Source organism: Methylobacterium brachythecii (assembly GCF_014196345.1).
In the GTDB taxonomy this organism is placed as follows: Bacteria; Pseudomonadota; Alphaproteobacteria; order Rhizobiales; family Beijerinckiaceae; genus Methylobacterium; species Methylobacterium brachythecii.
In genome coordinates, this window is the sequence record NZ_JACIDN010000003.1 from 506,186 (window position 1) to 532,810 (window position 26,625).

The 26,625-nt window shown below is 68.2% G+C and carries 30 protein-coding genes and 1 tRNA gene; 16 read left to right on the forward strand and 15 right to left on the reverse strand.

From position 1 onward, the window contains the following. The first annotated feature begins 36 nt into the window (after window positions 1-36). Window positions 37-957, forward strand: a complete 921-nt coding sequence (locus GGR33_RS10045) for a PhzF family phenazine biosynthesis protein (RefSeq protein WP_183504549.1) — start codon at window positions 37-39, stop codon at window positions 955-957. Further along, a complete protein-coding gene (locus GGR33_RS10050) occupies window positions 950-1,690 on the forward strand; it encodes an NUDIX hydrolase (RefSeq protein ID WP_183504552.1) in 741 nt (246 codons plus the stop codon). Before GGR33_RS10045 ends, GGR33_RS10050 begins: the two co-directional genes overlap by 8 nt. Here the strand turns inward: GGR33_RS10050 and GGR33_RS10055 are convergent. Together GGR33_RS10055 and GGR33_RS10060 are read right to left on the reverse strand one after the other, a co-directional pair. Further along, a complete protein-coding gene (locus GGR33_RS10055) occupies window positions 1,645-2,610 on the reverse strand; it encodes a TAXI family TRAP transporter solute-binding subunit (protein WP_183504554.1) in 966 nt (321 codons plus the stop codon). The two genes, GGR33_RS10050 and GGR33_RS10055, sit on opposite strands and share 46 nt — an antisense overlap. Before the next feature lie 243 nt (window positions 2,611-2,853). After that, entirely contained in the window at window positions 2,854-3,198 is a 345-nt protein-coding gene (locus GGR33_RS10060; protein WP_183504556.1) for a hypothetical protein, read from the reverse strand. 470 nt (window positions 3,199-3,668) lie between these two features. On the opposite strand from GGR33_RS10060, the gene GGR33_RS10065 reads away from it, so the two are divergent. The 5 genes from GGR33_RS10065 (at window position 3,669) to GGR33_RS10085 (ending at window position 7,162) form a co-directional block, all read left to right on the forward strand. Then, on the forward strand, window positions 3,669-5,225 hold the full coding sequence (locus GGR33_RS10065; RefSeq protein ID WP_183504559.1) for a 2-isopropylmalate synthase: 1,557 nt from the start codon (window positions 3,669-3,671) through the stop codon (window positions 5,223-5,225). A 99-nt stretch (window positions 5,226-5,324) separates the two neighbouring features. Then, window positions 5,325-5,400, forward strand: a tRNA-Lys gene (locus GGR33_RS10070). 186 nt (window positions 5,401-5,586) lie between these two features. Beyond that, complete coding sequence (locus GGR33_RS10075; protein WP_183504561.1) at window positions 5,587-5,754, forward strand: DUF3309 domain-containing protein; 168 nt, start codon at window positions 5,587-5,589, stop codon at window positions 5,752-5,754. A gap of 238 nt (window positions 5,755-5,992) precedes the next feature. Further along, complete coding sequence (locus GGR33_RS10080; protein WP_183504563.1) at window positions 5,993-6,469, forward strand: MarR family winged helix-turn-helix transcriptional regulator; 477 nt, start codon at window positions 5,993-5,995, stop codon at window positions 6,467-6,469. A gap of 249 nt (window positions 6,470-6,718) precedes the next feature. Beyond that, entirely contained in the window at window positions 6,719-7,162 is a 444-nt protein-coding gene (locus tag GGR33_RS10085) for an NUDIX hydrolase (RefSeq protein WP_425488764.1), read from the forward strand. 8 nt (window positions 7,163-7,170) lie between these two features. On the opposite strand, the gene GGR33_RS10090 is transcribed toward GGR33_RS10085, so the two are convergent. Further along, a complete protein-coding gene (locus GGR33_RS10090; protein WP_183504567.1) occupies window positions 7,171-8,139 on the reverse strand; it encodes an ABC transporter ATP-binding protein in 969 nt (322 codons plus the stop codon). 30 nt (window positions 8,140-8,169) lie between these two features. Continuing rightward, window positions 8,170-8,502, reverse strand: coding sequence for a hypothetical protein (locus GGR33_RS10095; protein WP_183504569.1), 333 nt, complete (start codon window positions 8,500-8,502; stop codon window positions 8,170-8,172). Between the two features lie 161 nt (window positions 8,503-8,663). Between GGR33_RS10095 and GGR33_RS10100 the strand changes: the two genes are divergently transcribed. From GGR33_RS10100 to GGR33_RS10110, 3 genes are all read left to right on the forward strand, one after another. After that, the gene (locus tag GGR33_RS10100) at window positions 8,664-8,996 is read left to right on the forward strand and encodes a DUF2293 domain-containing protein (protein WP_246412942.1); all 333 of its coding nucleotides are present in this window, start codon (window positions 8,664-8,666) and stop codon (window positions 8,994-8,996) included. Window positions 8,997-9,061: 65 nt separating this feature from the next. Then, the gene (locus GGR33_RS10105) at window positions 9,062-9,271 is read left to right on the forward strand and encodes a TOBE domain-containing protein (RefSeq protein WP_183505078.1); all 210 of its coding nucleotides are present in this window, start codon (window positions 9,062-9,064) and stop codon (window positions 9,269-9,271) included. A 5-nt stretch (window positions 9,272-9,276) separates the two neighbouring features. Then, the gene (locus tag GGR33_RS10110) at window positions 9,277-9,804 is read left to right on the forward strand and encodes a hypothetical protein (RefSeq protein WP_183504573.1); all 528 of its coding nucleotides are present in this window, start codon (window positions 9,277-9,279) and stop codon (window positions 9,802-9,804) included. 11 nt (window positions 9,805-9,815) lie between these two features. Here GGR33_RS10110 and GGR33_RS10115 read toward each other — a convergent pair whose 3' ends face one another. The 3 genes from GGR33_RS10115 to GGR33_RS10125 form a co-directional block, all read right to left on the reverse strand. Beyond that, window positions 9,816-10,694, reverse strand: coding sequence for an aldose 1-epimerase family protein (locus tag GGR33_RS10115; protein WP_183504575.1), 879 nt, complete (start codon window positions 10,692-10,694; stop codon window positions 9,816-9,818). Window positions 10,695-10,875: 181 nt separating this feature from the next. Beyond that, a complete protein-coding gene (locus GGR33_RS10120; RefSeq protein ID WP_183505080.1) occupies window positions 10,876-11,916 on the reverse strand; it encodes a flippase-like domain-containing protein in 1,041 nt (346 codons plus the stop codon). A gap of 11 nt (window positions 11,917-11,927) precedes the next feature. Next, window positions 11,928-12,422: a hypothetical protein gene (locus GGR33_RS10125; protein WP_183504577.1), complete on the reverse strand. Its 495-nt coding sequence runs from the start codon at window positions 12,420-12,422 to the stop codon at window positions 11,928-11,930. Between the two features lie 135 nt (window positions 12,423-12,557). Here GGR33_RS10125 and GGR33_RS10130 point away from each other — a divergent pair, with 135 nt between their 5' ends. Both GGR33_RS10130 and GGR33_RS10135 read left to right on the forward strand, forming a co-directional pair. After that, window positions 12,558-13,895 (forward strand): KpsE/RkpR family capsule polysaccharide export protein, encoded by a 1,338-nt coding sequence (locus GGR33_RS10130; protein ID WP_183504579.1) that lies wholly within the window; start codon window positions 12,558-12,560, stop codon window positions 13,893-13,895. A 113-nt stretch (window positions 13,896-14,008) separates the two neighbouring features. After that, window positions 14,009-14,287, forward strand: coding sequence for a hypothetical protein (locus GGR33_RS10135; protein ID WP_183504581.1), 279 nt, complete (start codon window positions 14,009-14,011; stop codon window positions 14,285-14,287). Between the two features lie 7 nt (window positions 14,288-14,294). Here the strand turns inward: GGR33_RS10135 and flbD are convergent, their stop codons facing one another. The 8 genes from flbD to GGR33_RS10175 all read right to left on the reverse strand — a co-directional run bounded on the left by flbD (window position 14,295) and on the right by GGR33_RS10175 (window position 21,914). Continuing rightward, complete coding sequence (flbD, locus tag GGR33_RS10140; RefSeq protein ID WP_183504583.1) at window positions 14,295-15,659, reverse strand: sigma-54-dependent transcriptional regulator FlbD; 1,365 nt, start codon at window positions 15,657-15,659, stop codon at window positions 14,295-14,297. Window positions 15,660-15,704: 45 nt separating this feature from the next. Further along, a complete protein-coding gene (gene fliN / locus GGR33_RS10145; protein WP_183504585.1) occupies window positions 15,705-16,052 on the reverse strand; it encodes a flagellar motor switch protein FliN in 348 nt (115 codons plus the stop codon). A gap of 12 nt (window positions 16,053-16,064) precedes the next feature. After that, window positions 16,065-16,661: a FliH/SctL family protein gene (locus GGR33_RS10150; protein WP_183504587.1), complete on the reverse strand. Its 597-nt coding sequence runs from the start codon at window positions 16,659-16,661 to the stop codon at window positions 16,065-16,067. Further along, window positions 16,658-17,707 (reverse strand): flagellar motor switch protein FliG, encoded by a 1,050-nt coding sequence (fliG, locus tag GGR33_RS10155; protein WP_183504589.1) that lies wholly within the window; start codon window positions 17,705-17,707, stop codon window positions 16,658-16,660. The genes GGR33_RS10150 and fliG overlap by 4 nt, the downstream gene beginning before the upstream one ends. Window positions 17,708-17,749: 42 nt before the next feature. Next, a complete protein-coding gene (gene fliF, locus GGR33_RS10160; protein WP_183505082.1) occupies window positions 17,750-19,363 on the reverse strand; it encodes a flagellar basal-body MS-ring/collar protein FliF in 1,614 nt (537 codons plus the stop codon). 186 nt (window positions 19,364-19,549) lie between these two features. Continuing rightward, window positions 19,550-19,825, reverse strand: a complete 276-nt coding sequence (sciP, locus tag GGR33_RS10165) for a CtrA inhibitor SciP (RefSeq protein ID WP_147045024.1) — start codon at window positions 19,823-19,825, stop codon at window positions 19,550-19,552. A 118-nt stretch (window positions 19,826-19,943) separates the two neighbouring features. Next, window positions 19,944-20,615, reverse strand: coding sequence for a flagellar hook assembly protein FlgD (locus GGR33_RS10170; protein ID WP_183504591.1), 672 nt, complete (start codon window positions 20,613-20,615; stop codon window positions 19,944-19,946). 12 nt (window positions 20,616-20,627) lie between these two features. Further along, window positions 20,628-21,914 carry a flagellar hook-length control protein FliK gene (locus GGR33_RS10175; protein WP_183504593.1) on the reverse strand — a complete coding sequence of 429 codons (1,287 nt, stop codon included), beginning with the start codon at window positions 21,912-21,914 and terminating at the stop codon, window positions 20,628-20,630. Window positions 21,915-22,212: 298 nt separating this feature from the next. On the opposite strand from GGR33_RS10175, the gene mnmA reads away from it, so the two are divergent. From mnmA to GGR33_RS10195, 4 genes are all read left to right on the forward strand, one after another. Further along, entirely contained in the window at window positions 22,213-23,373 is a 1,161-nt protein-coding gene (gene mnmA, locus GGR33_RS10180; RefSeq protein WP_183505084.1) for a tRNA 2-thiouridine(34) synthase MnmA, read from the forward strand. Window positions 23,374-23,406: 33 nt separating this feature from the next. Continuing rightward, a complete protein-coding gene (locus GGR33_RS10185; protein WP_183504595.1) occupies window positions 23,407-24,072 on the forward strand; it encodes a methyltransferase domain-containing protein in 666 nt (221 codons plus the stop codon). Window positions 24,073-24,090: 18 nt separating this feature from the next. Next, window positions 24,091-24,882, forward strand: a complete 792-nt coding sequence (locus GGR33_RS10190; RefSeq protein ID WP_183504597.1) for a TVP38/TMEM64 family protein — start codon at window positions 24,091-24,093, stop codon at window positions 24,880-24,882. A gap of 252 nt (window positions 24,883-25,134) precedes the next feature. Next, window positions 25,135-26,622 carry a sensor histidine kinase gene (locus tag GGR33_RS10195; RefSeq protein ID WP_183504598.1) on the forward strand — a complete coding sequence of 496 codons (1,488 nt, stop codon included), beginning with the start codon at window positions 25,135-25,137 and terminating at the stop codon, window positions 26,620-26,622. Window positions 26,623-26,625: the final 3 nt, after the last annotated feature.

Consider the following 26,625-nt stretch of genomic DNA (forward strand, 5'->3'; position numbering starts at 1 on the left):
CTGTCGCTTGGCGGCCCGCAGACCGGGATGAACCGTATGACCCAGCGCCGCTTCGTGACCCTCGACGTCTTCACGGAGGAGCCCTTCACGGGCAATCCGCTCGCCGTGGTGCTGGACGCCGAAGGCCTCGACGACGCGGCGATGCAGACCATCGCGCGGGAGTTCAACCTGTCGGAGACGGTGTTCGTGCTGCCGCCCGAGCAGCCTCGGCACCGGGCGCGGCTGCGCATCTTCACGCCGCTGAGCGAACTGCCCTTCGCCGGCCATCCGACGGTCGGCACGGCCGTGCTCCTCGCCCTGCGCGACCGGGCCACGCATCGGGGCGAACATCACGCCGACGCCACCGCCTTCGGGCTCGAGGAGACAATCGGCGTCGTGCCCTGCGTGGTCGAGACCGGTACGGGAAGGGGCCGCGCCCGCTTCAAGGTACCGAGCCTGCCGGTCTTCGCCGGGGAGGGGCTGGAGGCTAGCACGCTGGCCGACATGCTCGGGCTGAAATCCGAAGACATCGGCTATTTCCGGCACAAGGCGAGCCGACACGGCACCGGTGAGCCCTTCACCTTCGTCCCGATCGCGAGCCGCGCGGCCCTGGACAAGGCGAGGCTCGACACGGCCGCCTTCGATCGTGCCCACGCAGCGCGCAAGACCGGCGCCCTCTATCTCTACACGCCGGAGCCGGCTCCGACCGGGCGGCGCTACCAGGCCAGGATGTTCGCACCGCATCGCGGCATTCCCGAAGACCCGGCGACGGGCTCGGCGGCGGCCGCTTTCGCCGGTGTTTTGATGCAGTTCGAGCAGCTCGGCGATGGCACGCATGACGTGGTCATCCGACAAGGCTACGCCATGGGCCGCCCGAGCGAGATCGGCCTGCAGGTCATGGTCGAGGGAGGCGCGCTGCGCTCCGCTGAGATCGGCGGCACCGCCGTCGTGGTGAGCGAGGGCAAGCTGCTTGTCTGAGACCGCTCCGCTCGGCTTCGCCCTCACGCGCCTCACGCAGATTTCCGCCCGCCTTGCCGAACACGATTGGGCCTGGGCGCGCGAGAACGCCGAGGCGATCGAGCGCAACTGGCAGCGGCGTATCGCCGAGCGACCGAGCATGTTCGACGGCCCCGTGCTGATGAGCCAGGGCTGCGCCATCGCGGACGGGACCTGCGAGATCGCGTTCTTCGAGACCCGCTACTCGCGCTTCATCGCCTCTCGGGACTGGAGCACTGTGCGGACCGGGGTGCTGAATGCTTTCGCGGCGATCGTGCCGCATACCAGCGACGGCGCGGTGCTGCTCGGGCGAATGGGTGCTCACACGGCGAATGCCGGGCAGATCTACTTTCCCTGCGGCACCCCCGATCGCGAGGATATCCGCGAGGGCGGCATCGTCGATTTAGCCGGCAGTGCCGCGAGGGAATTCGAGGAAGAAACCGGCCTGGTGCTGCCCGCAGCCGGCCATACCGCACCCTGGATGCTGCTGCGCCGAGACGAGCTGCTCGCCTTCCTTCGCCCCGTGCGGTTCGACGGCCGCGCCGAGGATCTCGTCGACCGCATCGCTGCGTATCACGCAAACGATGCGGAGCCGGAACTCGCGGGGATGGTGGTCGTGCGTGGACTCTCGGACATCGATCCCGACAGAATGCAGCCTTACGTCCGCGCCTATCTCGAATCCGTCTTCGAACCGGCGCCGATCTCCTTGAGGTAAGCGACCGTCGCCGGATGCAGCCACTCCACCTTGGTCGCGCCCGGCAGGTTGCGCGGATCGCTCTCGCCGCCCTGAGCATAGAGCTGCGCCAGCCGCGCCTTGCTGTGGTCGATCGCCCGCACGAGCCGTGAGACGACAGCCGGGTCGAGGCCCGGCTTACCCATCGTGAAGCTCCAGGAGCCGACGGTCTCGATCGCCGCATCCTGCCCCTTGAAGGAGTTTGCCGGAATCGTGAGTCGCCTGAGCGAGGGCCGAAGGGCGAGAATGGCCTCGACCGCTTCCGGCGCCGGTCCGAAGAAGCGCGCACCGCCGGGCGCAGCGGCCATCGTCTTGAACCCAGGCCAACCGACGCTGCCACCCCAGAGCGCGGCCGCCTTGCCTTCCAGGACCATCGTCGGCCCGTCGCCGGCGCGGTCGAGCAGGATCGGCGTGATGTCGTGCTCGGGATCGATGCCGGAGCCCTTCAGCACGGTCCGGCCCATCACCGTCAGGCCGGAGCTGTGCGTGCCGAGCGCGATGGCCTTGCCGCGCAAGTCGTAGACGGCGTGAATCGAGCTCGCCGCCGGCACGACGAACATGCCGGGCGTGGTATCCACGGGTGCGACCACGGTCAGGCCCGGCGTGTCGCCCTGGGCGGCAAGTACATCGAAGGCGTACTCGCCCTGGACGAGGGCGAGATCGAGTTTGCTCTCTTTCAGGAGAACGAGGTTTTCGGTCGAGCCCTTTGTGGTGCGCAGCTCGATGGTGAGAGCCGGATCGACCTCGTGCACGGCCTTGGCCAGCGCCTCGCCATAAGCTGGGAAGCCCCCGCCCGGCGTCGCCGTGCCGAGGACGACGTGGAGCGCGGGCGCCTGTTGCGCCTGGGCGGACGAGAACAGCGCCATCACCGAGAGGACCGCGAGCGTGAGCCGTTTCGCCATCGATGAACCAGCCTCCATTGGGCGACGTCGCGTCGTCCGGCGGGCGTTGATGTAGCGCTTGCTGACGGGAAGAGGATGACGGCCCGGCTCAAGAGAGCGTGTGCGTGCGACGGTCTCCAGCCGTCATTCCGGGGCTCGCTGGAAGCGAGAGCCCGGAATCCACGACTGGCCGCTACGGTCGCAGCCGCCTCGCATCACGGGTAGATTCCGGGTTCGCCTCGGGCGCCCCGGAATGACGGATGCCTATCGATACCCGTACCGCGACTTGGCCGCTGCGAGCAGATGCATGCCCTCGGCGCTGCGCCCGGCCGCGCAGGCGGAGGCCGCAGCATCGAGATCCGCCGTGAAGCGCTTGCCGACCGAGGCGTTCAGGTTCTCGGTGGCGATGTCGCTGCTCACGATGGCCTGGGTATGGGCGATAGTCGGGCCGCAACCGCTGCCCGAGGGCAGGGCAGCGACTGCAGCAGCCTCCGCAGGGAGTGCCGCCGCAGCCGTTGGGCCGGGAACGCTGGAATCGCTGTTGCAGGCACCGAGCGAGCCGGCGGCGATGAGGGCGGCGAGGACGAGACCCGAATGGCGGATCGACATGGCAGACGTCTCCGGAACTGCGAGGACGTGGAGGTTCACTTCGTCCGCGGAAGCTGAGCCGCTGCCCTGGGCCGGTCAATCGCGCGACCTGCGGAGCAATGTCGCAAACGACCCGAATTCCGGCTGCTGCGGCCGGCGCGCATCACTTGTCGGAAACCGCACGCTTGTCAGGCTTTCGCGCCAAAGTTAGATACGGCGTTCAGGGATCGGCGATATGCCGGGTTGCCCACACCGAGGAGAGACGAGCCGTGGCTTTCGCCGGCTCAGCGCTGACGATCTCGACCACCGCTTCCGCAGCGGCGAGCGCGCGCGCCAAGCTCCTTATCGCAGGCCTTCTCCTTACCCGCCCCTGAGGGCCGTCCGGGCGTGGCCGCCTGGGCCTTCAGGGGACGCGCTTCGGACAACCGATCCAGGGTTTCGGTGCCTCTCCCGCTGATGGAGAACAGCACCGCGAGAAGGTAGCAACGACCATGACCAGCACCACCGACAAAGACCGCGTCGTCATCTTCGACACGACGCTGCGCGACGGCGAGCAATGCCCCGGCGCCACCATGAACCTCGACGAGAAGCTGGCCGTCGCCGAGTTGCTCGACACGATGGGCGTCGACATCATCGAGGCCGGCTTCCCGATCGCTTCCAACGGCGACTTCGAGGCCGTCAGCGAGATCGCTAAGCGCACCAAGCGCGCCACCATCGCCGGCCTCGCCCGCGCCATTCCCGCCGATATCGCCCGGGCCGGCGAAGCGGTGAAGCACGCTCGGCGCGGACGCATCCATACCTTCGTCTCGACCTCGCCGATCCACCTCGCGCACCAGATGCGCAAGAGCGAGGACGAGGTCGTCGAGATCATCCTGAAGACCGTCGCCCAGGCCCGCGACCTCGTCGAGGATGTCGAGTGGTCGGCGATGGACGCCACTCGCACCGGCATCGACTACCTGTGCCGCTGCGTCGAGGCGGCGATCCGCATGGGCGCGACCACGATCAACCTGCCCGACACCGTCGGCTACGCAACGCCGGAAGAGTACCGGAGCATGTTCCGGCAAGTCCGCGAGCGTGTGCCGAACGCCGATAAGGCGATCTTCTCGACCCACTGCCACAACGACATCGGCCTGGCCGTGGCGAACTCGCTCGCCGGCGTCGAGGGCGGCGCACGGCAGATCGAATGCACCGTCAACGGCATCGGCGAGCGCGCGGGCAACGCGGCGCTCGAAGAGGTGGTGATGGCGCTCCGCACCCGCGGCGACGTGATGCCCTACGACACCGGCATCGATTCCACGATGCTGACCCGCGCCTCGAAGCTCGTCAGCCATGCGACGAACTTCCCCGTGCAGTACAACAAGGCGATCGTCGGCCGGAACGCCTTCGCGCATGAGAGCGGCATCCACCAGGATGGCATGCTCAAGAATGCCAACACCTACGAGATCATGACCCCAGCCTCCGTCGGGCTGACCAAGACCTCGCTGGTGATGGGCAAGCATTCGGGCCGCGCCGCCTTCCGCTCCAAGCTGACCGAGCTCGGCTTGTCGTTGTCTGACAACCAGTTGCAGGACGTGTTTGAGCGCTTCAAGGATCTCGCCGACCGCAAGAAGCACGTCTACGACGAGGATATCGAGGCCCTGGTCGACGAGAATCTCGCCACGGCGCATGACCGCATCAAGCTGGTCTCGCTCTCGGTGATCGCCGGCACGCGCGGCCCGCAGCGCGCCACTATGAAGATCGACATGGACAGCCGCACCTTCACCGAGGAGGCCGACGGCAACGGCCCGGTCGACGCGGTCTTCAACTGCATCAAGGCGATGGTGCCGCATGATGCCGTGCTGGAGCTCTATCAGGTCCACGCCGTCACAGAGGGCACCGACGCTCAGGCCGAGGTCTCCGTGCGCCTCAAGGCCGGCGAGCGCTCGATGACCGCGCGCGGCGCCGATCCGGACACGCTGGTGGCGTCTGCGAAAGCCTATCTCTCTGCGCTGAACAAGCTCTCGGCCACCTCCGTGAGGCTGCATGCGCAGCACGCGGCGACCGTCTGACGAAAACTGAGCCGTCGGGGGTAGACAGCCCCCGGCGCCGTTGCTATCAGCCCCCCACTCGCGGGGGACTGGTGGCCCCCGCGTCGTCGTTTCGGCGACGGGCGCATAGCTCAGTTGGTAGAGCAGCTGACTCTTAATCAGCGGGTCCTAGGTTCGAACCCTAGTGCGCCCACCAATCAATCCCAATACTTGGACGAGATGATCGGAGCCGGCTTCGGCATCCGCCTGACCTGCCGATCGGCAGATCGTCCCATGCGATCACCGTCACATCTTGCAGCTGATCGGCGACGGAAGCGTCGCCGGCACGAAACCGTCATGCCCTGAACGCCGTTGCCTCTCCGATTCAGAACGGAGCGCATTGATGGGCCTTGTCGAAATCCTCCTGATCATCCTGATCCTGCTCGCATTCGGAGGAGGCAATCTCGGCTTCCGCGGCGCCTATCGCGGGCCGGGCAACATCGTCGGATTGCTGCTCACCGTACTGCTGGTGATCCTTATCGTGCGCGCGCTCCAGGGCGCGGGCGTCTAGTCGGGTCGGGGCGGCGCATGTTGCCCTGCGACCCGGCGGGATGGCGTCGCGCGTCGGAACTGCGCGACGCATCGACAGATCATCCATGCGGGAATATGAAAAATTTCCCGGGAGTTTTGTGCATGGATATCAGGGGCTTCCTTCCTCGATCGTGCTATGCCCAGGTCACGGCGGGGGTGCCGAAGCATCGGCGCTCGCCCCCCCGGCAAACATCGCCACGGGCGGGGGGCCCAGCGAGATGGTGAGGACGGTGAAGGAGCAGACCGAGCAGACGGGAGAGCTTCGCGATCCGCTGCTTCTCGACAACCAGCTCTGCTACGCGCTCTACGCCGCCGCCCACCGCATGACAAAGTCGTACCGGCCGATGTTGGAGCGGATGGGGCTCACCTATCCGCAGTACCTCGTGCTTCTGGTGCTTTGGGAGACCGACGGCGTGACGGTCTCGGAGATCGGCCGGCGCCTCCGGCTCGACTCGGGTACTTTGACGCCCGTGCTCAAGCGGCTGGAGACGGCGGGTTTCGTCGTCCGCAGCCGGCGGCGCACCGACGAGCGCGAGGTGGAGGTCGGCCTGACCATCGGAGGGCGCGAGTTGCGGGCCGAGGCGCTTGCGGTGCGGCAATCCGTGATGTGCCAACTCCACATGACCGAGCCGGAAATCCAGGCCATGCGCGCCGATCTCAACGCCCTGATCGAGAACCTGAGCATCACTCCCTGACGGGTGAACAAGCCGGTCGGCAGGACAAATCCTGCACTGCGGCACGAATTGTCGCGAACCCGTCACTTGGCCGGCCTCGTATTGGGAACGAGAAGCCGCAAAATGCTTTGCCAGATAAGTTTCTGCTTGAGCGCTCGCGCTAGGCTTGGATACTGAGTTCATGGTGCCGCGCACGAGACTGTTCAACCGATCGATGCCCGTCATGGGCCGGCGCTGGCCGGCCGCCCAGGCGGCATGAGTTCTGTCCAGATGGAATCGGTTTTCGAGCCACGCCGCCAGGTCGGCGCGCTTCCTTTTCGACGGATGCCGGACGGCAGCTTCTCGATCTTTCTGATCACCTCCCGCGAGAGCCGGCGCTGGGTGATCCCCAAAGGCTGGCCGATGAAGGGGCGCAAGCCCTACGAGGCGGCGGCCCGCGAGGCTTACGAGGAAGCGGGGCTCGTCGGCCATATCGGCAAGCGCCCCCTGGGCTTCTACTTCTACGACAAGCGTCTCAAGAGCCGCGATTCCGTGCTCTGCCAGGTGAAGGTGTTTCCGTTGGAGGTGCGCAAGCAGCTCAAGGCATGGCCCGAGAAGGGCCAGCGGGAGGGCCAGTGGTTCTCGCCCTCCGATGCGGCCGATGCCGTCGCCGAAGCCGGGTTGTCGGGCATCATCCGCGCGGCGAGCAAACGCGAAGCGGGCGCCGCCGGCTAAAGGGCAGCTTAGGCCTCGCTCGCCGTTCCGGCGGCGGGCGAGCCGTCCTCCCGGACGGCCGCCCTCACGGCGTCGAGGGTGAGCACCCTGGGCGGACCGCCACCGTCGAGCGCGAGCCGGTCGGCGCCGGAGGCGAGCATCAGGGCGAGCGCATCTTCGAGCGAGGCTTCGGGGCCGATCTGCGCCGCCCCGAGCGCCTCTCCCGGTTCCGCCACATCGCGAGCCGCGACGAGGGCGAGGCGCCGCAGAACCCGGTCGGCCCCGATGAAATCTGAAGCGAAGGCGTCGGCGGGCTTGGCCAGGAACCGCTCTGGCGTATCGGCCTGCACGATGACGCCGTCGCGCATCAGCACAATCCGGTCGCCCATCAGCAGTGCCTCGGTGAGATCGTGCGTGACGATCATCACCGTCTTGCCGAGTCGTTCGAGGATCGCGCCGATCTCGCCACGAAGCCGGCTGCGCGCCACGGGATCGACAGCGCCGAACGGCTCGTCCATCAGCAGGATCGGCGGGTCGGCGGCCAGGGCACGCGCGACGCCGACCCGCTGGCGCTGGCCGCCCGAGAGCGTCTCCGGGCGCCGGTCGCGATACACGCCCGGATCGAGCCCAACGACAGCGAGCATGGCGTCGACGCGCTCCTCGATCCGTCGCCGCGGCCAGCCCAGGAGTGCCGGCACCGTCGCCACGTTCTGCGCGACGCTGCGATGAGGAAACAGCCCCACCCCCTGCAGGACGTAGCCGATGCCGCGCCGCAGCCGCACCGGGTCGACGCCCGCCACGTCCGTGCCGTTCACCAGCACGCGGCCCGCATCCGGTTCGACGAGCCGGTTGACCATGCGCAAAGTCGTCGACTTGCCGCAGCCCGAGGGCCCCAGCAGGATGCAGGTCGACCCTTCGGGTACGGTCAGATCGAGGCGCTCGACGGCTGGCCTTTCGGCACCCGCGAAAGACTTGGAAACGCCCTCGAACCGGATCATGGCGCGCGGAGGCGAGAGCCGGGACGGACGTCAGCAACCCGAGCAGATCGAGCCCATCGTCCGGCGCATCTTCGAATCCCAAGCCTTCTCCCGCGCCGCGGAAGCCTTCTGCGCCTTCAGCATGTCGGCGGCCACGGACGACTCGCTCGAGCGGCGGTCAGCGGCAGCCGGACGGCCGGTCGGCGGCGGCATGACGCGGCCCGTTGCCGCGACGTTGCGGCCGGCGCTCGGAGCAGCCGGCACGCCCGCGCTAGGCGACGGAGAGGCCGACGGCGTGCCCTGCGCCAAAGCCGGCGATCCGAGGCCGAGACCCGTCAGCGCGACGGCGAGGATGAGCGGGGATGCTCCGAGGAGGCGGCGCATGGCATCATGATTCCGAGAGACGGGACGCGGCGGCACCAGGATCTGCAGCGACGGCCCAGGGGTTCGACGACAGTGACATCGGCGCTGCCGGGTCGCAAGCGTGAGCGGCCGCCGAAGCGCGGCCGAAAGAGGTTCTTGGCGCGATGAGTTCGACAGGGCACATGTCCACGATACCCCGAAACCGCCGCGAGGCCGTCGCTGAGGCCCTGATGCGGCTCGCACCGCGTCTCCCGACGTTCGAGGCCGAGGCCACGATCGAGCGCGCCCTGTCGAGTGCGGGCCTGCGCGGTGCCGTCCCGGAGACGGCGGCCTGGCTCGCTCTCGTCGCCTACGCCCGACACGTCTTCACCGAGTACGACTCGCTGCTCGACGACGGCTACGACCGCGACAGCGCACGCCATTTCGTGCTCGACGACCTGAACGCGATCCTTTCGGAATGGGGCTGCCGGCGGACGGTCTCGGACGAGCCCGAGGAGGAAGAGGCCGCGCCGTGAGACGGCTTGATCCCGGACCCGGGACCGATCAGAAGGTCGCCGAGTATCGCAAGAACGGACATGTCATGAAGATCAGCGCACGCAACGTCATCAAGGGCAAGATCGTCTCGGTCGAGAAGGGCGCCACCACGGCGCATGTGAAGATCGAGGTCGCCCCGGGCCAAGTCATCACCTCGTCGATCACCAACGAGGCGGTGGACAGCCTCAAGCTCACCGTCGGGTCCGAGGCCTATGCGGTGGTGAAGAGCTCCGACGTCATGATCGCGGTGGACTGAACCCCATGCGGATGACCGCCTCGGCCCTCCTCGTTCTCCTCGCGCTCGCCGGCGGCGCAGCGGCGGCGGAGGATCCGGTCAAGCCCGGGGCGGACGTCTGCGCCAGCTTCGACTGGCCGCTGGCGCGCGAACTCGCCTGGTTCTCCGCGCCCGACCTGCAGGCGGCGGCCTCGGGATCGACCCTGGCGGCCGACCGCCCGGCCGCGTTGCTGACGCTGAAACCCGCGGCCGAGGCAGGCCTGCCGCAGGCTCCGAGCCGCGAGCCCAAGCCCGGCAGCTTCGCAGGTTATGTCCGCGTCGCCGCACCCGCCGCTCCGGGCGAGATCCAGGTGACGCTCTCGGGCGAGGGCTGGATCGACGTGGCGCCGGAGGGCGGCGAAGTGCTGAAGCCCGGCGCCCATAGCGGCCGCAAGGGCTGCGCGACCTTGCGCAAGAGCGTGCGTTTCAAGGTCGACGCCAAGCCGCTCGTCGTCAGCGTCAGCAATGCGCCGTCCGAGGCGGTCCGCATCGCGGTGACGGCGGTCGGGAAATAGCCGGACCGGCCTCAGCCCTGGAGGCTGAGGCCTACTCCGTGCAGGGCCTGGGCGCCGGGCGCGAGCAGGCGCTGCGAGTCGCGCTCGGCCAACTCGCCCTCGAAACCCGCCCGGTCGGCATGTCCGGTCCAACATTCGAGGGAGAGGAACGGAGCCGTCGGCTTCGTCCAAACGGCGAGGTGCGGGAAATCCTGCACCGCCATGGCGATCGCCTTGTCGCCCGGCCCGACGAACCGCATCGAGCGGCTCTTCGCATCGAGGAAGACCAGCGCTTCCTTGAACATCTCGGGATCAAGCGGAAGCGTGTTGTCCATGAGCGGCACCGCGCGCGTCTCGGCGGCGATGAGGCCACCCTCGGCGATCTCGGGCACATCGGGGGTCTCGGCCTCGTCGAACACCACGTGATAGCCCCCGCCAGCCCGGCGCTCACCGTCGGCGAACGGCCAGGGAAAAGCGGGGTGGAAGCCGACCGAGTAGGGCAGCGCCGCCTCGCCGGTATTCTCCACTTTCACAACGAAGAGCAGCCGCGCGGCATCGACCCGCACGTCGATGTCGAGACGGAAGGCGAAGGGATAATGGGGGCGGGTCTCGTCGCTGTCCTCAAGCCGCAGGGTCACGGAATCCTCGGACTGCGCGACGACGCCGAAGGGCAGATCGCGAGCGAAGCCATGCTGCGCCATCGGATAGGTCTGGCCGTCCACACGCACCATCCCGCCGGCCGAGGCTCCGACCACCGGGAAAAGCCACGGCGCATGCCGGTTCCAATGCTCGGGATCGCCGTTCCAGAGATACTCGCGCCCACCGACCTGCCAGGAGACCGGCTCGGCACCGCGCAGCGCGATGCGGGCGATCGTACCGTCCGCGGCCCGGATCTCGATGGTCTCGCTCATGCCTCCGCCCTCTCTTCGACGCCACTCGCCGGGTTCGGTCTCCTCCGTCGCGCCGGACGCCCGCACTGGATCGACAGCGGAGCAGAATCCCAAACCCGGTAATGATGCATAACCGATCATCGCCCTGGCAGGCGAGTGCATCGGGATAGGGGCTCGCCGCAGGCGCCGAGACCTGGTCCGGCTATCGAGGGCGCACGACCGGATCGGCCGGCAGAACTGTCGCACGCCGCGCCTCCAGGACCTGCCAGGCGATCAGGGAGGGCAGGCCGAGCACCACGTCCGGCACGCGCTTCACCAGCGACAGCGCGATGGCGGTGCCCGCATCGATCCCGAACAGGGCGCCGATGATCACGAAGCCGCCCTCCTGGACCCCGAGTCCGCTCGGGACCGGGAAGGCCGCGGATTTGATCGCCTGGGAGAGCGATTCCAGCACGATCACCTCGGCGACGCCGATCTCGATGCCGAGGCAGGCCAGCGCGATCCAGATCTCGGCCGCGCCGAGGCACCAGGCGGTGAGATGCAGGAGGAAGGCCTTGGCGAGACCGAAGCGCCGGCCGCGCGCCCAGACCGCATCCAGGGCTGCCTGAACGCCGGGTTCGGCACATTCATGGTTTGCCGGGGCCTCGGAGACGTGCCGACCCAGCGAGACGATACGGCGCTCGATGAGCCGGGCCGCCCCGGAGCGCTGCAGGGCGAAGAAAGCCGCGAGCAACAGCGCCGCCACCGCGAGGGCTTCGAGCGTCCAGCGCGCGAGAGAGGCTGCCTGCTCGCCCTCGACCTTCTGGAGCAGCAGCACGCCCACGACGACGAAGGCCATCTCGGTGGCAACCTGGATCAGCATGTCCGCCATGACCGATGCGGCGGCCAGAGTGCCGGTGATCCCCCAGAACGTCAGAAGCCGCCCACCCACGAACTCGCCGCCGACGGAGGCCACCGGAAGCAGCACGTTGATGCCTTCGCGGACGAAGCGAAGGATGACGAAGGGCGCGCTCCCGGTCGATGCGAGGCCATCGAGGGTGCGCGCCCAGGCGAGGCCGCATAGGAGAATCAGCCCGACGCGCACCAGGACGACGGCCGTCAGGCCGAGAAAGCCGATCCGGCCGAAGGCCGCGCCGATGGCGGTGACGTCGTTGGTGGAGATCAGCCAAAGCGCCAACGCGACGCCGAGCACCGTGCCGGCGAGGGGCAAACGGCGCAGCAGCGCCCGCCCGAGGACGGCCATTCCATGCGAACTCACGAGTCGCGGCCCCCGCCGGTCGTTTCCGGCGACCTCGCGGCAGCGTCGAGGCCGAGATCGGGGAGCAATCCTCGGATCTCCGGTGCCGTCAGCGCGGGATCGAGCAACATGACCCGCCTGCAACTCATCGAGGCCGGGGTGGCGACGGCGATCAGGCGCTTCGGGCACGGGCCGAAACAGCCGGTTTCCACGACCTTGATTTTCCGGCCGCGAGTCTCGCGCCGGAATGCTTGCTTCAACGAGCGGCAGAAATCACGCTTGGCGAACCCCTGGCGCTTCGCGCATTTCGCGCAAACGACCACGATGCCTTCGAAATCGGCCTTCGCCGCGCGCATCGTCGTTCGGGTCGCGGGCATCGCGCCCTGAACTGCCTTCTTGCCCAAGCGGCCTTCTCCTCGCGCATCCCGGGCGCTGTGACGTCTGTCTCCCACCCTCGTATCGCGGAAGCGCCGTTTCGGTACCACCACCGCGACGCCGCCCCAGCGCCGCATGCGCCACAAAAAGGGCCGAAAAAAACGAGACCTGACGATGACGCGAGAGCGATCCGGCCCGGCGACCGTGGTAGGGCTTTCGTATCCGGGCGCGACGGCTCGTACCCGTCGATGGATCCGCAGGGACCCGATTGAATGAACGCCGACGAGGTCAGGGACCGCGAGGCCAAGACGAGGCCGAGTGATGGTCTGCAAGGCCTGATGGACCTAGCCCGCCGCTCCTTGCCGGAGTTGCGCCGCGACACCGAGACTCTCGAGCCGCTCGAGCAGAAGGGCGCCATGGCGCTGTTGCGCCGCGCCCGGGAGAAGCTCGACTGGCAGCGTCTGCCGGGCCTCAGGCCGAGCGCGCCCAAACCCGAAGAAAAGCTTCAGGTGGTTCTCGCCAAGCGCGTGGCCGCCTTCGTTCTGCTGCCGACGGCGCTGATGGCCGTCTACCTGTTCGTCTTTGCGTCCGATCAGTACGTTGCCGAAGCCAAGTTCGCCGTGCGCGGCAACGTTGAGCCGATGGGCGAGGCCTCGGGCGGCGGCGAGTTCGCCGGCCTCATCGGCAAGCACAACAGCCAGGACAGCTTTATCGTCCGCGACTTCGTGCAGAGCCGGGCCATGGCGGAGATGGCGCAGACCGAGCTGAACGTCGCGGGGATGTTCTCGCGCCGCGAGGCCGATTTCTGGTCGCGCTACCGCAACGGGCAGCCCATGGAGGAGCTGGCCAAGTACTGGCTCCAGCACGTCAACGCCCATATCGAAATGGTCTCGGGCGTGATCACCGTGACGGTGCGTGCCTTCACCCCGGAGGATGCACTGGCGATCTCCAAGCTGGTGATCGAGCGGTCCGAACGTCTCGTCAACGACATCTCGCGGCGGGCCCAGGCCGATCTCGTATCCCATGCCGAGAAGGACGCACTGGCCTCCGAGGAGCGTCTCAAGAAGTCTCGGGTTGCCCTCCAGAGCTTCCGCAACACCTGGGGCATCATCGACCCGGTCAAGTCGGCCGAGTCGACGCTGAAGACCATCACCGAGCTGCAGAAGGACAAGCTGAAGGCCGAGAACGACCTGCAGGTGCTGCGCGGCTCGCGGCTCGACGAGAATTCCCGCGGCATCCAGACCCTGGTCGCGACCGTGGCGGCGGTCGATGGCCAGATCACGCGTCTGAGGAACCAGCTCACCAACGAAGGCCTCGCCGCAGGCGCGCCGAACAACATCACCCAGGCGCTGCTCGAATTCGAGGGGCTGAAGGTCGAGCAGACTATCGCCGAAAAGCTCCACGAATCCCTGCAGCTCATGCTCGACCGGGCGCGCATCGCGGCGGCCAAGCAGCAGGTCTATCTGGCGACCTTCGTACCGCCCAGAATTCCGGCGTCCTCGATTTATCCCGAACGGGGGCACGTCCTCCTGATCACGTTCTTCTGCTGCTTTGCCCTTTGGAGCTCTGCATCGCTGCTGATCAGCGGCGTCAAGGACCAGAGGCTCTGATCGCAACGGCCGGCCTGCACGGGTAACGCGTCGCGCGGCCCGTTCGCCGGCTGGATCGGGGGCCGGCTCCTCTGATAGAGGCTCGCCGAGGGACTTTTGCCGTCACAGGCCTCATGTCGGATTTCACAGATCTCGTTGCGCGTGCGGTCAACCCGTCGATGAGCCGGGAAGAGCGCGACGCCGTCTACGACGTCGTTCGCCAAGCCGTCCTGCGCCTGCAGGAGCGCGAGAACCTCGATCCGAACGATCCGCGGCGGAGTCTGCAGCGGCACCTCGTCGAGGAGACGATCCGCGACATCGAGATCGACATCGTCCGGTACGTCACGCTCAAGAAGCTGGCCGACGTCGCAGCCAAGCAGGATGCCGAGGCCCAATCCGGACGCCGCCGCTGATCCCGTCTCAGCCGTAGGCGGCGACTGCCCGAACACTTCCCGGCTCGGCCACGCCGATCCCAGCCTGGACGTACTCGTTCAGCTTATTGCGCAAAGTGCGGATCGAGATCCCGAGGATCTTGGCCGCATGGGTGCGATTGCCGAGGCAGTGGTCCAGCGTGTCGAGGATCAGATCGCGCTCCACGTCGGCGACGGTGCGGCCGACGAGGCCGCGCGTTGCAGCCTCGGCGACCTGAGCCGCGCGTTCAGCCGGGCCGGCCGCTGCGCCGATCGCATCGCCCTCGGGCGTCAGGACCGCGTCCTCCCCGATCTCGGCACCCGAGGCGAGCAGCACGGCGCGGTGTATCGTATTCTCGAGTTCACGCACGTTGCCGCGCCAGGGGCTCTTGGTGACGAGCGCCATCGCCTCGCGGGAGAGCGGACGCATCGGCAGGCCGTTCGCCTCGGCGTATTTCTTCGCGAAGTGCGCGGCGAGTTCCAGGATGTCGGCCGGGCGCTCGCGCAGGGCCGGGATGCGCAGGTGGACGACGTTGAGCCGGTAGTAGAGATCCTCGCGAAAGGTGCCCTTCTTCACCTCCTCGGCGAGCTGCCGGTTCGAGGTGGCGAGCACGCGGATGTCGACCTTGACCGGGGCGGAGCCGCCGACCCGGTCGATCACCCGCTCCTGGAGCGCGCGCAGCAGCTTCGACTGCAGGCGCACGTCCATCTCCGAGATCTCGTCGAGGAGCAGCGTGCCGCCGTTGGCCTCCTCGAAGCGGCCGATCCGGCGGGCGACCGCGCCGGTGAAGGCCCCCTTCTCGTGGCCGAACAGCTCGGATTCGAGCAGGGCCTCGGGGATGGCCGCGCAGTTCACCGAGACGAAGGGCTTGTTCGCCCGGTTCGAGCGCGCATGGACGTGGCGGGCCAGCACCTCCTTGCCGGTGCCGCTCTCACCGGTGATCAGCACGGAGGCGTCCGAGCGGGCGATCTGCTCGGCGAGCTTGACGACGCGCTCCATGGACGGATCGCGCCAGACGAAGCTGCGGCCGTCGGCGGCGACAGCCTCCAGTACCGCGGCGATCATCTCCGGATCGGGCGGGAGAGGGATGTACTCCTTGGCACCGGCCTGGATCGCGGCGACGGCCGCCTTGGCGTCCGAGGTGATGCCGCAGGCGACGACCGGCGTGCGGATCCGTTCCTCGGCCAGGGCGGTGACGAAACGGCGGATGTCGAGGCTGACCTCGATCATCACCAGGTCGCCGCCGCGGGCGCGCAGGACGGCGAGGCCCTGCTCGATGCCGTCAGCGTGCGTGACGGCCGCGCCGCGGTTCATGGCGATCTTCGAAGCGGTGACGAGTTCTCCCGAGAGCCGTCCGACGATGAGGAGCCGCATGGGTCAATCTTTCCGTTCGCGCAAGCCTCTCGGCCCGGCTTCGTATCAGTGATCGTTCTTGATGATCTCGGTCATGGTGACACCGAGGCGCTCCTCGACCAGCACGACCTCGCCACGGGCGACGAGACGGTTGTTCACGAAGATGTCGATGGCCTCGCCAACCTTGCGGTCGAGCTCCAGCACCGCGCCGGGCTCGAGCCGGAGAAGATCGCCGATCGGCATGCGCGAGGAGCCGAGCACCGCGGACACCACCACGGGCACATCGAAGACCTGTTCGAGGTCCGAGGCCGTCTTGGGCGTCGTCGGCGCGTCGAGCACGGATTCCGGACCGGCCCCGTCGAAGGAGTGGTCCAGGTCGCCGAGCTGAGGCAGGTGGAAATCGTCGCTTGCCATGGATGCGGTGCCTCAGCCGTGCCGTGATGAGAGAATTCCGGCGGCGTCGAGCGCCGCCTCTTCGACCCGGGCGCGCTCGCGGACGATGCCGCCGTCGGCCCATTCGATGCGCGCGTCGCCTTCCGGGAGATCCGGTTCACCGAGCACCACGAGGCGCCCCTCGAAGCCGCGCTCGCGGGCGAGGCGCTTCATCAGGGTTTCCGCGTCCTCGACGATGGCTTCGTTCACTCGGACGACGAGATGCGGCACGCCGCGCACGTGCTGGAGCGCGGAGCGCGCCGCCTCCTCGACGGCGGCGAGCGGGCTCGCGGCGAGGGCGTCGCCGGCGAGCTTGCGGGCGAGCGCGGTTGCGAAGGTGAGAGCTTGGTCCTCGCGCTCGGCATCGCGGGCATCGGATTGCGACAGCAACCCGGAGGCGGCGAGCGCGAGCCGGTTCAGCGCGTCGGAGAGACGAGCCTGTGCCTGGGCTTGCGCCTGGGCACGCCCCTCTTCGAGACCGCGAGCGTAGGCGCGCGACTCGGCATCGGCGACGGCCGCAGCCTCGCGCGCGGCGCCCTGAGCGTTCGGTCGCCGGAAGTCCGTGTCGAACAGGAATGGCCGCGAGTTCAATAGACCAGTTCCTCTTCGCCGCCGTTCTTGGCGATCATGATCTCACCCTTCTCGGCGAGTTCCTTGGCGAGCTCGGTCATCCTGGCCTGCGCCTCGTCGACCTCCTTGAGGCGAATCGGGCCCATCGAGCTCATCTCGTCACCGAGGTTCTTCGCGGCGCGCGTCGACATCTGGGCCAAGAAGAACCCGCGCACGCGCTCGTCGGCGCCCTTCAGCGCGCGGCAGAGTGTGTCATTGTCGACCGTGCGCATCAGCGTCTGCACCGACCCAGGATCGAGCTTGAGCAGATCCTCGAAGGTGAACATCAGCTCGCGGATGCGCTTGGCGGAACCGCGATTGCCCTGGTCGAGGGCCGCGAGGAAGCGCGTCTCGGTCTGGCGGTCGAAGGCGTTGAACACGTCGGCCATCAGCTCGTGGGCATCGCGGCGTGTGCTCTGCGCGATGGTCGAGACGAACTCGACGCGAAGGGTCTCCTCGATGTGGCGAAGCGCCTCCTTCTGCACGGTCTCCATACGCAGCATCCGGTTGAGCACGTCGATGGCGAACTCTTCCGGCAGGATGGTGAGCACGCGCGCCGCGTAGTCCGGCCGCACCTTAGAGAGCACGACGGCGACGGTCTGCGGGTACTCGTTGCGCAGGAAGGCGGCGAGGATGTCGGGGTCGATCTGGGTCAGGCTGCCCCAGACGCGCTTGGCCGAGGCGCCCTTGATCTCCGCCATGATCGAGGTGACCTGGTCGGACGGGAAGATCTTCAGCAGCAGCGACTCGGTGCGCTCGTAGTTCGACGTGATGCCGCCGCCCGAGGGCAGGCGCGACACGAAGTCGACGATCAGCCGCTCGATGGTCTCGGCTTCGAGCGAGCCGAGCTGCACCATCGCGTGCGAAACCTTCTTGACCTCCTCCTCGTCGAGCAGGCGCCAGATCGCCGCGCCCTCGGCCTCGCCGAGCAGCAGGAGAAGCGTCGCGGCGCGCTGAGCGCCCGTGAGCTGGTCGAAGCCGCCACTATCGCCGTTGGCGAGCGTGGCGAGGTTCAGGCCGGCTGACATGACCGGTTCCTCTCAGGGCGGGATGGGGTGAGGGTGCTCATCTCAGTTGTCGTGGATCCAGTTGCGCAGAACCTCGGCGGTCTCGTTCGGGTTGGCGCGCACCATGTCGACCACGCGCTCGACGGTCTCGGCCTGGATCTTTCCGTTCAGCTTGGCGTGTTCGAGGAAGGTCGCGGTCCGGTTCTCGGTGGCGATGGCCGGAATCGGGATTTCGCCGCCGGGGCCGGCCATGGCGACGGGGCTGCCGAGCATCGCGACGGGCGCCTCGGCTTCGAGGACGCGCTTCAGCAGCGGACGCACGACGGCCATCAGGACGAGCACGGTGAGCGCGGAGAGCACAGCGAGCTCCACCCAGCGCATGATGTCTTCCTTCGTCGGGCTGAGCAGCGACTGCACCAGCGTCGGCTCGGAGAATTCCGGAGTGGTCGGCGCCTCGGCGAAGCGCAGGTTGACCACCTCGACTTGATCACCGCGCGCCTTGTCGAAACCGATGGCGGTGCGGACGAGCGCCGTGATCCGGTCGATCTCCTGGGCGGGACGCGGCTGGTAGGTCGGCTTTCCGTCGGCACCCGGCACGTAGACGCCGTCGACCAGAACGGCCACCGAGAGACGCTTCACGCGGCCGGCCTCGACCACCTCGGTCTTGGTGACGCGGGAGATCTCGTAGTTCGTGGTCTCCTCGTTCTTCTGGTTCGAATCCTTCTGGCTCGGCTGCTTGTCCGGCTGGTTGGCGCCCGGCAATTCGTTGCCGACGCTGACCTGGCCTTCGTTGCCGCCGGTCAGCGCGTTCTCGCTTCGGGTCTGGCTCGAGCGGACGACGCGGCTCTCGGGATCGAAGGTCTCGGACCGGCTCTCGATACGGTTGACGTCGAGGGCGGCCGAGACCTGCACGCGGGCGCGGCCCTGGCCGACGATTCCCGCGACGATCTCCTCGATCTGCGAGCGCAGGCGGCGCTCGATCCCGGTCTGCTTTTCCTCGTAGCCGATGCCGCTCTCCGATTCGGCGCCGCGCGCGCCGTCGGCCAGCAGCCGGCCGCGCTCGTCGACGATCGAGACGCGCTCCGGCTTGAGGCCTTCCACCGACGAGGCCGCGAGGTGGCGGATGGCGCGCACCTGCGAGGAATCGAGGTCGCCTGCGAGTTTCAGCACGATCGCAGCGCTCGGCGCCTCGCGGTCGCGCTCGAACAGGCGGCGCTCCGGCAGGACGAGGTGTACGCGAGCGGCCTGGACGCGGCCGATGGCGCGGATCGAGCGGGCCAGCTCGCCTTCGAGCGCCCGCAGGTGATTGACGTTCTGAACGAAGCTCGTCGAGGAGAAGGCGTCGCCTTTGTCGAAGATTTCGTAGCCGACGCCGCCCTGTTGCGGCAGGCCCTTGCCGGCGAGGTCCATGCGCAGCCGGGCGAGGTCGGCGCGCGGCGCCAGGATGGTCTGGCCGGCATCACCCCTGGTCTCGTAGACGATGCCGCGCGAGTCGAGATCACGGATGACGGAAGCCGAATCCTGCATCGACAGGTCGGAGAAGAGGACGCCCATGTCGGGGCGCGACATCCGCAGGATCACGAAGGCGAAGAAGCCGACGAGCGTGAGCGTCACCGCCGCCATGGCGGCGAGCCGTGCCGGCCCGAACTTCGTCACCAGATCGAGGACCGACTTCACTGACCATACGCCCACGAAAGCGATCGCGGCGCCCGACGGGCCGCCCGGCAAGATTTGCCGGGTCCATGGTTAGCGGGTGGTTAAGAAAGCACTTTTCACGCGTCGAAACGACGTGAGCCGCGCCCGCAGTTGCGGGCACGGCTCACCAATGCGGATCGGAGCTTTGGACGGCCCGAAGGCCGCGTCTCAGTGCCGGTAGTGCTGGATGCGCGTGGTGCGCAGGCCGGCAAGGCCGTGCTGGTCGATGGAGAACTGCCAGCTCAGAAACTCTTCGGTGGTCAGCGTGTAGCGTTGGCAGGCCTCTTCGAGGCTCAGCAAACCGCCACGGACGGCAGCCACGACCTCCGCCTTGCGGCGGATGACCCAACGACGGGTGGAAACGGGGGGAAGGTCCGCGATCGTCAGCGGGGACCCGTCTGGCCCGATCACGTACTTAACTCTCGGGCGGGGTGTCTCGGTCATGTTACGCTCTACACTCGACTGACCTGTCGAGATCGAAGCTACTTGCGCCCGCTTAAAATATGTTGAAGCAGCCCGATCGAATCTGATTCGAATTCGCGCACAATATGTGGACAACACGCTAAGCACCTGCTGCAGAAAGGTTTTTCACGCTCGACAGCGGCAGCTTTGCCGTACCGACCGAGAGCACCGGCTCGCTTCCGCTCAGGTCGACGCTGTCGACGGTGCCGGTCACGGAGGTGCTGACGGCGACCGCAGCGCCCGTGGCGTCGGAGGCGTCGACCTTGATGGAATAGGTGCCGTCGGCCTGTGTGAACCCGGACGAGCCACGGCCGTCCCAGCTATAGGACTGGGCTCCCGCTGCCAGCGTCGTGGACTTCGTGGCGACGACGTTGCCGTTGGCGTCGCTGATCGTGATGGTGGCCTTGGTCGCCGCGCGTGCGGGCGTCAGCGTCCAGGTCGCGTTGCCGTCCGCCAGCGTCGATTTGGTGCCGTCCGCCGTGATCGACTTGCCGATGAAGCTGGACGCCGTCGCCGAGGCCGAAGCCTTGGAATTGGTGAGAATCGAATCGAGCCGGTCGTTGGTCTTGAGCTGCTGCTCGACGCCAGCGAACTGCACCAGCTGCTGAGTGAACTGGTTGGTGTCCATCGGATCCAGCGGGTTCTGATTCTTGAGCTGCGTCGTCAGCAGCGTCAGGAACTGCTGGAAGTTGCCGGCGATCGCCTGGGTGCTCGTCCCCGCGGCGGCGGAGGACGAGGCTGCGCTGGCGATGCTCGAAATGCCTGAAGCCATGATCGTGTCTCCTCAGATGCGAATGTCGACGCGACCGAGCCCGGCAAGCGAGCGGAGCGGCACGAGATCGGTGAGAGTCTGGTCGGTTCCGGCCTGCTGGCCGGTGTGATCGTGTCGGCCGGCGCCCTGCTGCTGGCCGTTGGCGCCGAAGGCGTTGCCGTTGCCCTGGCCGGAGCCGTCGCCGCGCAGGGAAAGACTGATGCCGGCGCTGGCGTCGAGACCGGTCTGGGACAGTGCCTGCTGAAGGCTCGACGCGTCGCGCTGGAGAAGCGCGAGCGTCTCCGGCCGGTCCACGACGAGGCGCGCGCCGACGGTTCCGCTCTGTTTGTCGATGTCGATCGATACGTCGATGCGGCCGAGTTCCTTCGGATCGAGCCGGATCTCGAAGCGGTTCGACTCGCCGAGCGCGCGCAGTCCGATCGTCATCGGCACGGCGCCGAGCGGCACCGGAGCCGCCGTCGGTGTGGCCTGCGCCGGCTGATGCGCCGCCACGGCGGCCTTTGCCTCGGTCGGACCAGCCGGTGCCGCTGTGATACCCGCCGCAGCGGCAGCTTCGTCACCTCGCGAGGCGACCTGCGGACCTGCATCGCCGGGCTGCGCTGCCACGGCCGAGTCGCCGAGCATCGCCTGAAATTCGCGCCCAGCCGCGCCTGCAGCGGTGGACGCCACACCGGACTTGAGCTCGGACGTCGAAGCGCCCTTCGTCGCACCCTCAGCGGCCTCGACCTCGGATGCGTCTTCGGGAGCCGCATCGCCGCCGCCGAGGGCCGTCGCAGGCGGCGGCGGAGCGGCGGCCGGCGGAGCGATCAACAGGGCGACGATCGAGGACGTATCGGGCACCGTGGCTGCCTCAGGCGTCGCAGCGGACGCGGCGTCACCGCCGACCGCCTCCGACGTTCCAGGACTGTCGGCGGTCGCTTGGCCTTTCGACGCTTCAGTGGATTCTGCCTTCGCGGCGGAGGCATCCTGCGATTTTCCGGCTTGGCCAGGTGCGGCTGGCTTCTTCGGGGCATCTGAACGATCGGCGCGTCTAGCCTCGGGCTTGGTGTCCGTGCTCCGCTCGGCTCGCGCCGGATCGTCCTGGCGCTTGGGATTGTCGGTCCGGGATCGTTGCGTCCTCGCGGCATCCGAGTCGGCGGATGAGGGCCGGGTCTGGGCTGCCGGCCGTTCGGAGGTGTCGACGGAAAAGCGCTCGCCCCGGCTCTGGCTCGCAGAGCGCGGATCGGCGGCGTCCCGACGCAGGCCTGATGCGCGCAGCCGCATCTGGTTCTCCACCACATCCTTCAACGTCAGCGACATCCGGCACGCACTCCTTCGTCGAGACATCAGCAAGGGCCGAGCCAGCCCAAAAATTTTCTAAGCCCCTACAAAGTCGACATAATCTCCGAAGGATCCGCCGGCATGCTCGGTGGAGATTGCCGCAGCCCGGCAGATTCTTCCCGGCTGGGCAGCTCTCGCTCGTGCAGTGGCGGTGCGGGAGAGCGGCCCCAGGTCATTGCAGACCTATGTCTTTGTGCCGCCGTGTGATCGCTGGAAACCGGGCCTCCGGCTCGCTATACCGGCGCCCATCCGGCCCCGCCGGCCGCATGCTGCCGTGATGAATTCGCTCGACCTCCCGAAGTCCCCGCACGAGACGCGCGTTGTCGTCGCCATGTCCGGCGGCGTCGATTCCTCCGTCGTGGCCGGCCTCCTGAAGCGGGAGGGCTACGACGTCGTCGGTGTGACGCTTCAGCTCTACGACCATGGCGCTGCGATCCATCGCAAGGGCGCCTGCTGCGCCGGGCAGGACATCAACGATGCCCGCCGCGTGGCCGAGGCCCTGGGCATTCCGCATTACGTGCTCGATTACGAGGACCGGTTCCGCGAGGCGGTGATCGACCGTTTCGCCGAAAGCTATCTCGCAGGCGAGACGCCAATCCCGTGCGTCGAGTGCAACCGCTCGGTGAAGTTCCGCGACCTGCTCGGCATGGCGCACGATCTCGGCGCCGACGCGCTGGCGACCGGCCACTACGTCGCGAGCCGGCCGCAGGCCGGGGGAGGGCGCGGCCTCTACCGCGCGCTCGATCCGGCCCGAGACCAGAGCTACTTCCTCTACGCGACCACGCCGGCCCAGCTCGACTTCCTGCGCTTCCCCCTCGGCGAAATGGGTAAGGACGAGACTCGCCGGCTCGCTCGCGACCTCGGCCTCTCGGTTGCTGAGAAGGCCGACAGCCAGGACATCTGCTTCGTGCCCCAGGGTCGCTACGCCGACGTCATCGCCAAGCTGCGTCCGGATGCGACGCGGCCCGGCGAGATCGTCGATCTCGAGGGCCGCTCGCTCGGGCGGCACGAGGGCATCATCCACTACACCATCGGCCAGCGTCGCGGTCTCGGGGTGGCGGCCGGCGCCCCGCTCTACGTCGTGCGGCTGGAGCCCGACACCGCCCGCGTCGTGGTGGGGCCCCGCGAGGCACTGGCGACGAGCCGCATCCGGTTGGACGACGTGAACTGGCTCGGGGAAGGCCCGCTGCAGGAGCTGCACGGAGCGGAGGTCGCCGTGCGCGTCCGGTCCACGCGTGCGCCGCGCCCCGCGCGGCTCGACTGGAATGCCGAGGCCAGCTGCGCCGAGGTCGTGTTGGCGACGCCGGAGGACGGCGTCTCCCCTGGTCAGGCCTGCGTGATCTATGCCGACGCCAGCGAGCGGTCCCGCGTTCTCGGCGGCGGCACCATCCGCCGCGTCCAAACTCTCGCCGCCGAAGCTGGCGCGCGGGCCGCCTGACGGCACAAAATCCTTTCGGAGACGATCGACGACATGCTGAGCGAGCGAGTGCCCGAGGCGAACGCGGCTGGACCCAGCACGGCCCTGATGCGCAAGGCCTATGCCCGCTGGGCGCCGGTCTACGACGTCGTCTACGACAAGCTCACCGAGCCCGCCGCCCGCGCCGCCGTCGAGGCTGCCGTCGAGCACGGTCCCCGCATCCTGGAAGCCGGCGTCGGCACCGGCCTGTCGCTCGGCTACTATCCGCCGGGCAGCTTCGTCTGCGGCGTCGACCTGTCCGAGGACATGTTGAAGCGCGCCCGCGCCAAGGTGCGCCGTCGCAGCCTCTCCCACGTCCACGGACTCCAGGTGATGGACGTCTGCCGCCTCGGCTACGCCGACAATGCCTTCGACGCGGTGGTGGCTCAGTTTCTGATCACGCTGGTGCCGGACCCCGAGGCCGCGCTCTCGGAGTTCCTGCGGGTGGTGCGTCCTGGCGGCGGCATTGTGCTCGCCAATCATTTCGGTCAGACCGATGGGCCGGTGGCACGAGTCGAGGAGATCGTGGCGCCGCTCTGCACCAAGATCGGCTGGTCTTCGGACTTCAAGTCGACGCGGATCGAGGCCTGGGCGCGCCGCAACGGCGTGGAATTCATCGGCGTCGCGCCGACCTTCCCGGGCGGGTTCTTCAAGATCCTGCGAATGCGCAAGGCGGCCTGACGGGCTGGTTCCCTCGCCATGACCAGCGCCGACGAACCGCGCCCGGAGACGCCGCGCAAGGCGTGGCTGCGCTGGCTTCCGCTCGTCCTCCTGGTCTGTCTCTCGCTGGCGATCCTCGTCTCGGGTGGCGCGCATCTGCTCGACATGGACCGCCTCATGGCGTCGCGCGCCTGGCTGCACGAGGCCGTCGCCGAGAACCGCCCGCGGGCGATCGCGGTGGCGGCGGCCGTCTACGTTGCCTGCGTAGTCGTCTCGGTCCCCGCGAGCCTCGTCCTCAGCATGATCTGCGGCTTCCTGTTCGGCACCGTGACCGGGGCGCTGACGGCGATCGGCTCGGCGACCACGGGCGCGGCGATCGTCTTCTCGATCGGGCGCTACGCTGCGCGCGACCTGCTCCTGCGCCGTGCCGGCTCCCGTCTCGGCCGGCTCGCAGAAGGATTTCGGCGCGACGCCTTCGGCTACGTGGCCTTCCTGCGGTTGCTGCCCCTGTTTCCGTTCTGGATGACCAATCTCGGCCCGGCCATCTTCGGGGTCCGGCCGCGCACCTTCATTCTCGCCACGATGCTCGGCATCGCTCCGGGCGCCTTCGTCTACGCTGCCACGGGGGCGGGGCTCGAGGAGATCGTGGCCGCGCACGAGGCCGCCAAGACCGCCTGCCTCGCCCGCGGCGACGCGCCGTGCGACGCTGCCCTCGACCTGCGTAGCCTCGTCACGCCGGGCATGATCGCCGGCCTGGTCGCGCTCGCACTCTTCGCGCTGCTTTCGGTCGGTCTGCGCCGATGGCTGGCGCGCCGGGGCTTGAGAGCCTGAAGACAGAAGCGGCGCGCGACTAGACTGTGCGCACGGGGTCGCCGCCGACCACGAAACTTTGGCGGCCTCTGCGACGTAGTGCCGCCGACCGGATCGTATTCAGTCGAAATTCCCCGCGTTCGCATCGAATTATGGGGATACACACATGTTATCATTTGTTAAAAGTCGATTTACGGCGTCGAAGTCGTAGAGCGTTCGCGACGACGCGTCGGGTGTCGTTGTAAGCGCTTGCACGGGCTGCCAGGGGTCTGGATGGAACTCAGCATCAGTCGCCAGTTCGCTTCGGATCGGGTGGTTCCGACCGCCGATCCGCTTGCGCCGCGGCGCAGCGTTCGCCGGGTCGGGCTGTCGGTGCGCCTGTTCCTGCTGACGGTCGCCTTCGTCGCCATCGCTGAGATCATGATCTTCGTGCCGGCCGTCGCGAGCTACAGGACGAGCTGGCTGACGGACCGGATCGCGGCAGCCGAGATCGCCGCGCTGGTGCTCGATGCGACGGTCGATCACCCGATCTCCAGCGATCTCACCCAGCGGCTCCTCACCGGCGTCGACGCGCGCGAAGTCGTCGTCGAGAGCGGCAGCAGACGTCGGGTTCTCTCGCTGGGGCTCGCGGCGACCGAGCGTGCCGACCTCGTCGACCTTCGTGGCAGCGGTTGGCTCGACGGAGTCGCCGGCTCGTTGCGGGCGTTGGCCGGCACCACGCCCGCATTGATCGAGGTGATCGGACACGGGCGCGACGGCAGCGGCACGATCAGGGTCGTGCTCGACGAGCTGCCGCTTCGGCGGGATCTGGCGGCCTTCTCATCGCGCCTTTTTCTGACCTCGCTCGCGGTCGCGTGCATCGCGGCCGTCCTGATCTTCGTCATCCTGCAGCGGCTCTTCGTTCAGCCGATGCGCCGGCTCGCGCGCAACATCGCCGATTTCGCGGACGATCCGGAAAGCGCCGACCGGGTGATCGCACCGTCGAGCCGAGTCGACGAGATCGGCGATGCCGAGGAGGCTCTGGCCCGGATGGAGATCGCCTTGGCGGGTGAGCTGCGCCACACGCGCCGCCTCGCCGGCCTCGGTCTGTCCGTCAGCAAGATCAGCCACGAACTGCGCAACATCCTGACCACCGCACAACTGCTCGGCGACCGGCTCGAGGGCGTCGCCGACCCGGTCGTGCAGCGCGTGGCGCCGCGCCTCGTGCAGACGCTCGACCGTGCGAACCGCTTCTGCGAGGCGACTCTGGCCTATGGCCGGGCTGCGGAGCGGCATCCGCAGCGGCGGATGGTGCCGCTCGCGCCGATCCTCGACGAACTCGTCGACCTCGCCGCGCTCTCGCACCGGGTTCCCGTCGGGATCGTCGTCCGATCGCAGAACGACCTCATGGCCGATATCGACCCGGAACAACTGTCGCGGGCGCTGGCCAATCTCGTTCGCAACGCGGTCCAGGCGCTCGATATGACGAGCGAACTTTTTCCGACGGTCACGATCGAGGCCGCCCGAATGGGACGCCGTGACAACGGCGTGGTGACGATCACGGTGTCGGACAACGGCCCCGGCGTCCCGGAGCGGGCCAAGCCCCATCTGTTCGCCCCGTTCCAGGGCTCCATGCGCGCCGGCGGGAGCGGCCTCGGTCTCGCCATCGCCTCGGAGCTGGCCGAACTCAACGGCGGCACGCTCAGGCTGGATCCCAGCGAGCGGGGGGCACGCTTCGTCCTCACCATTCCCGATCGGCAGACGCTGGCCGAGGCCGCGTGAGAC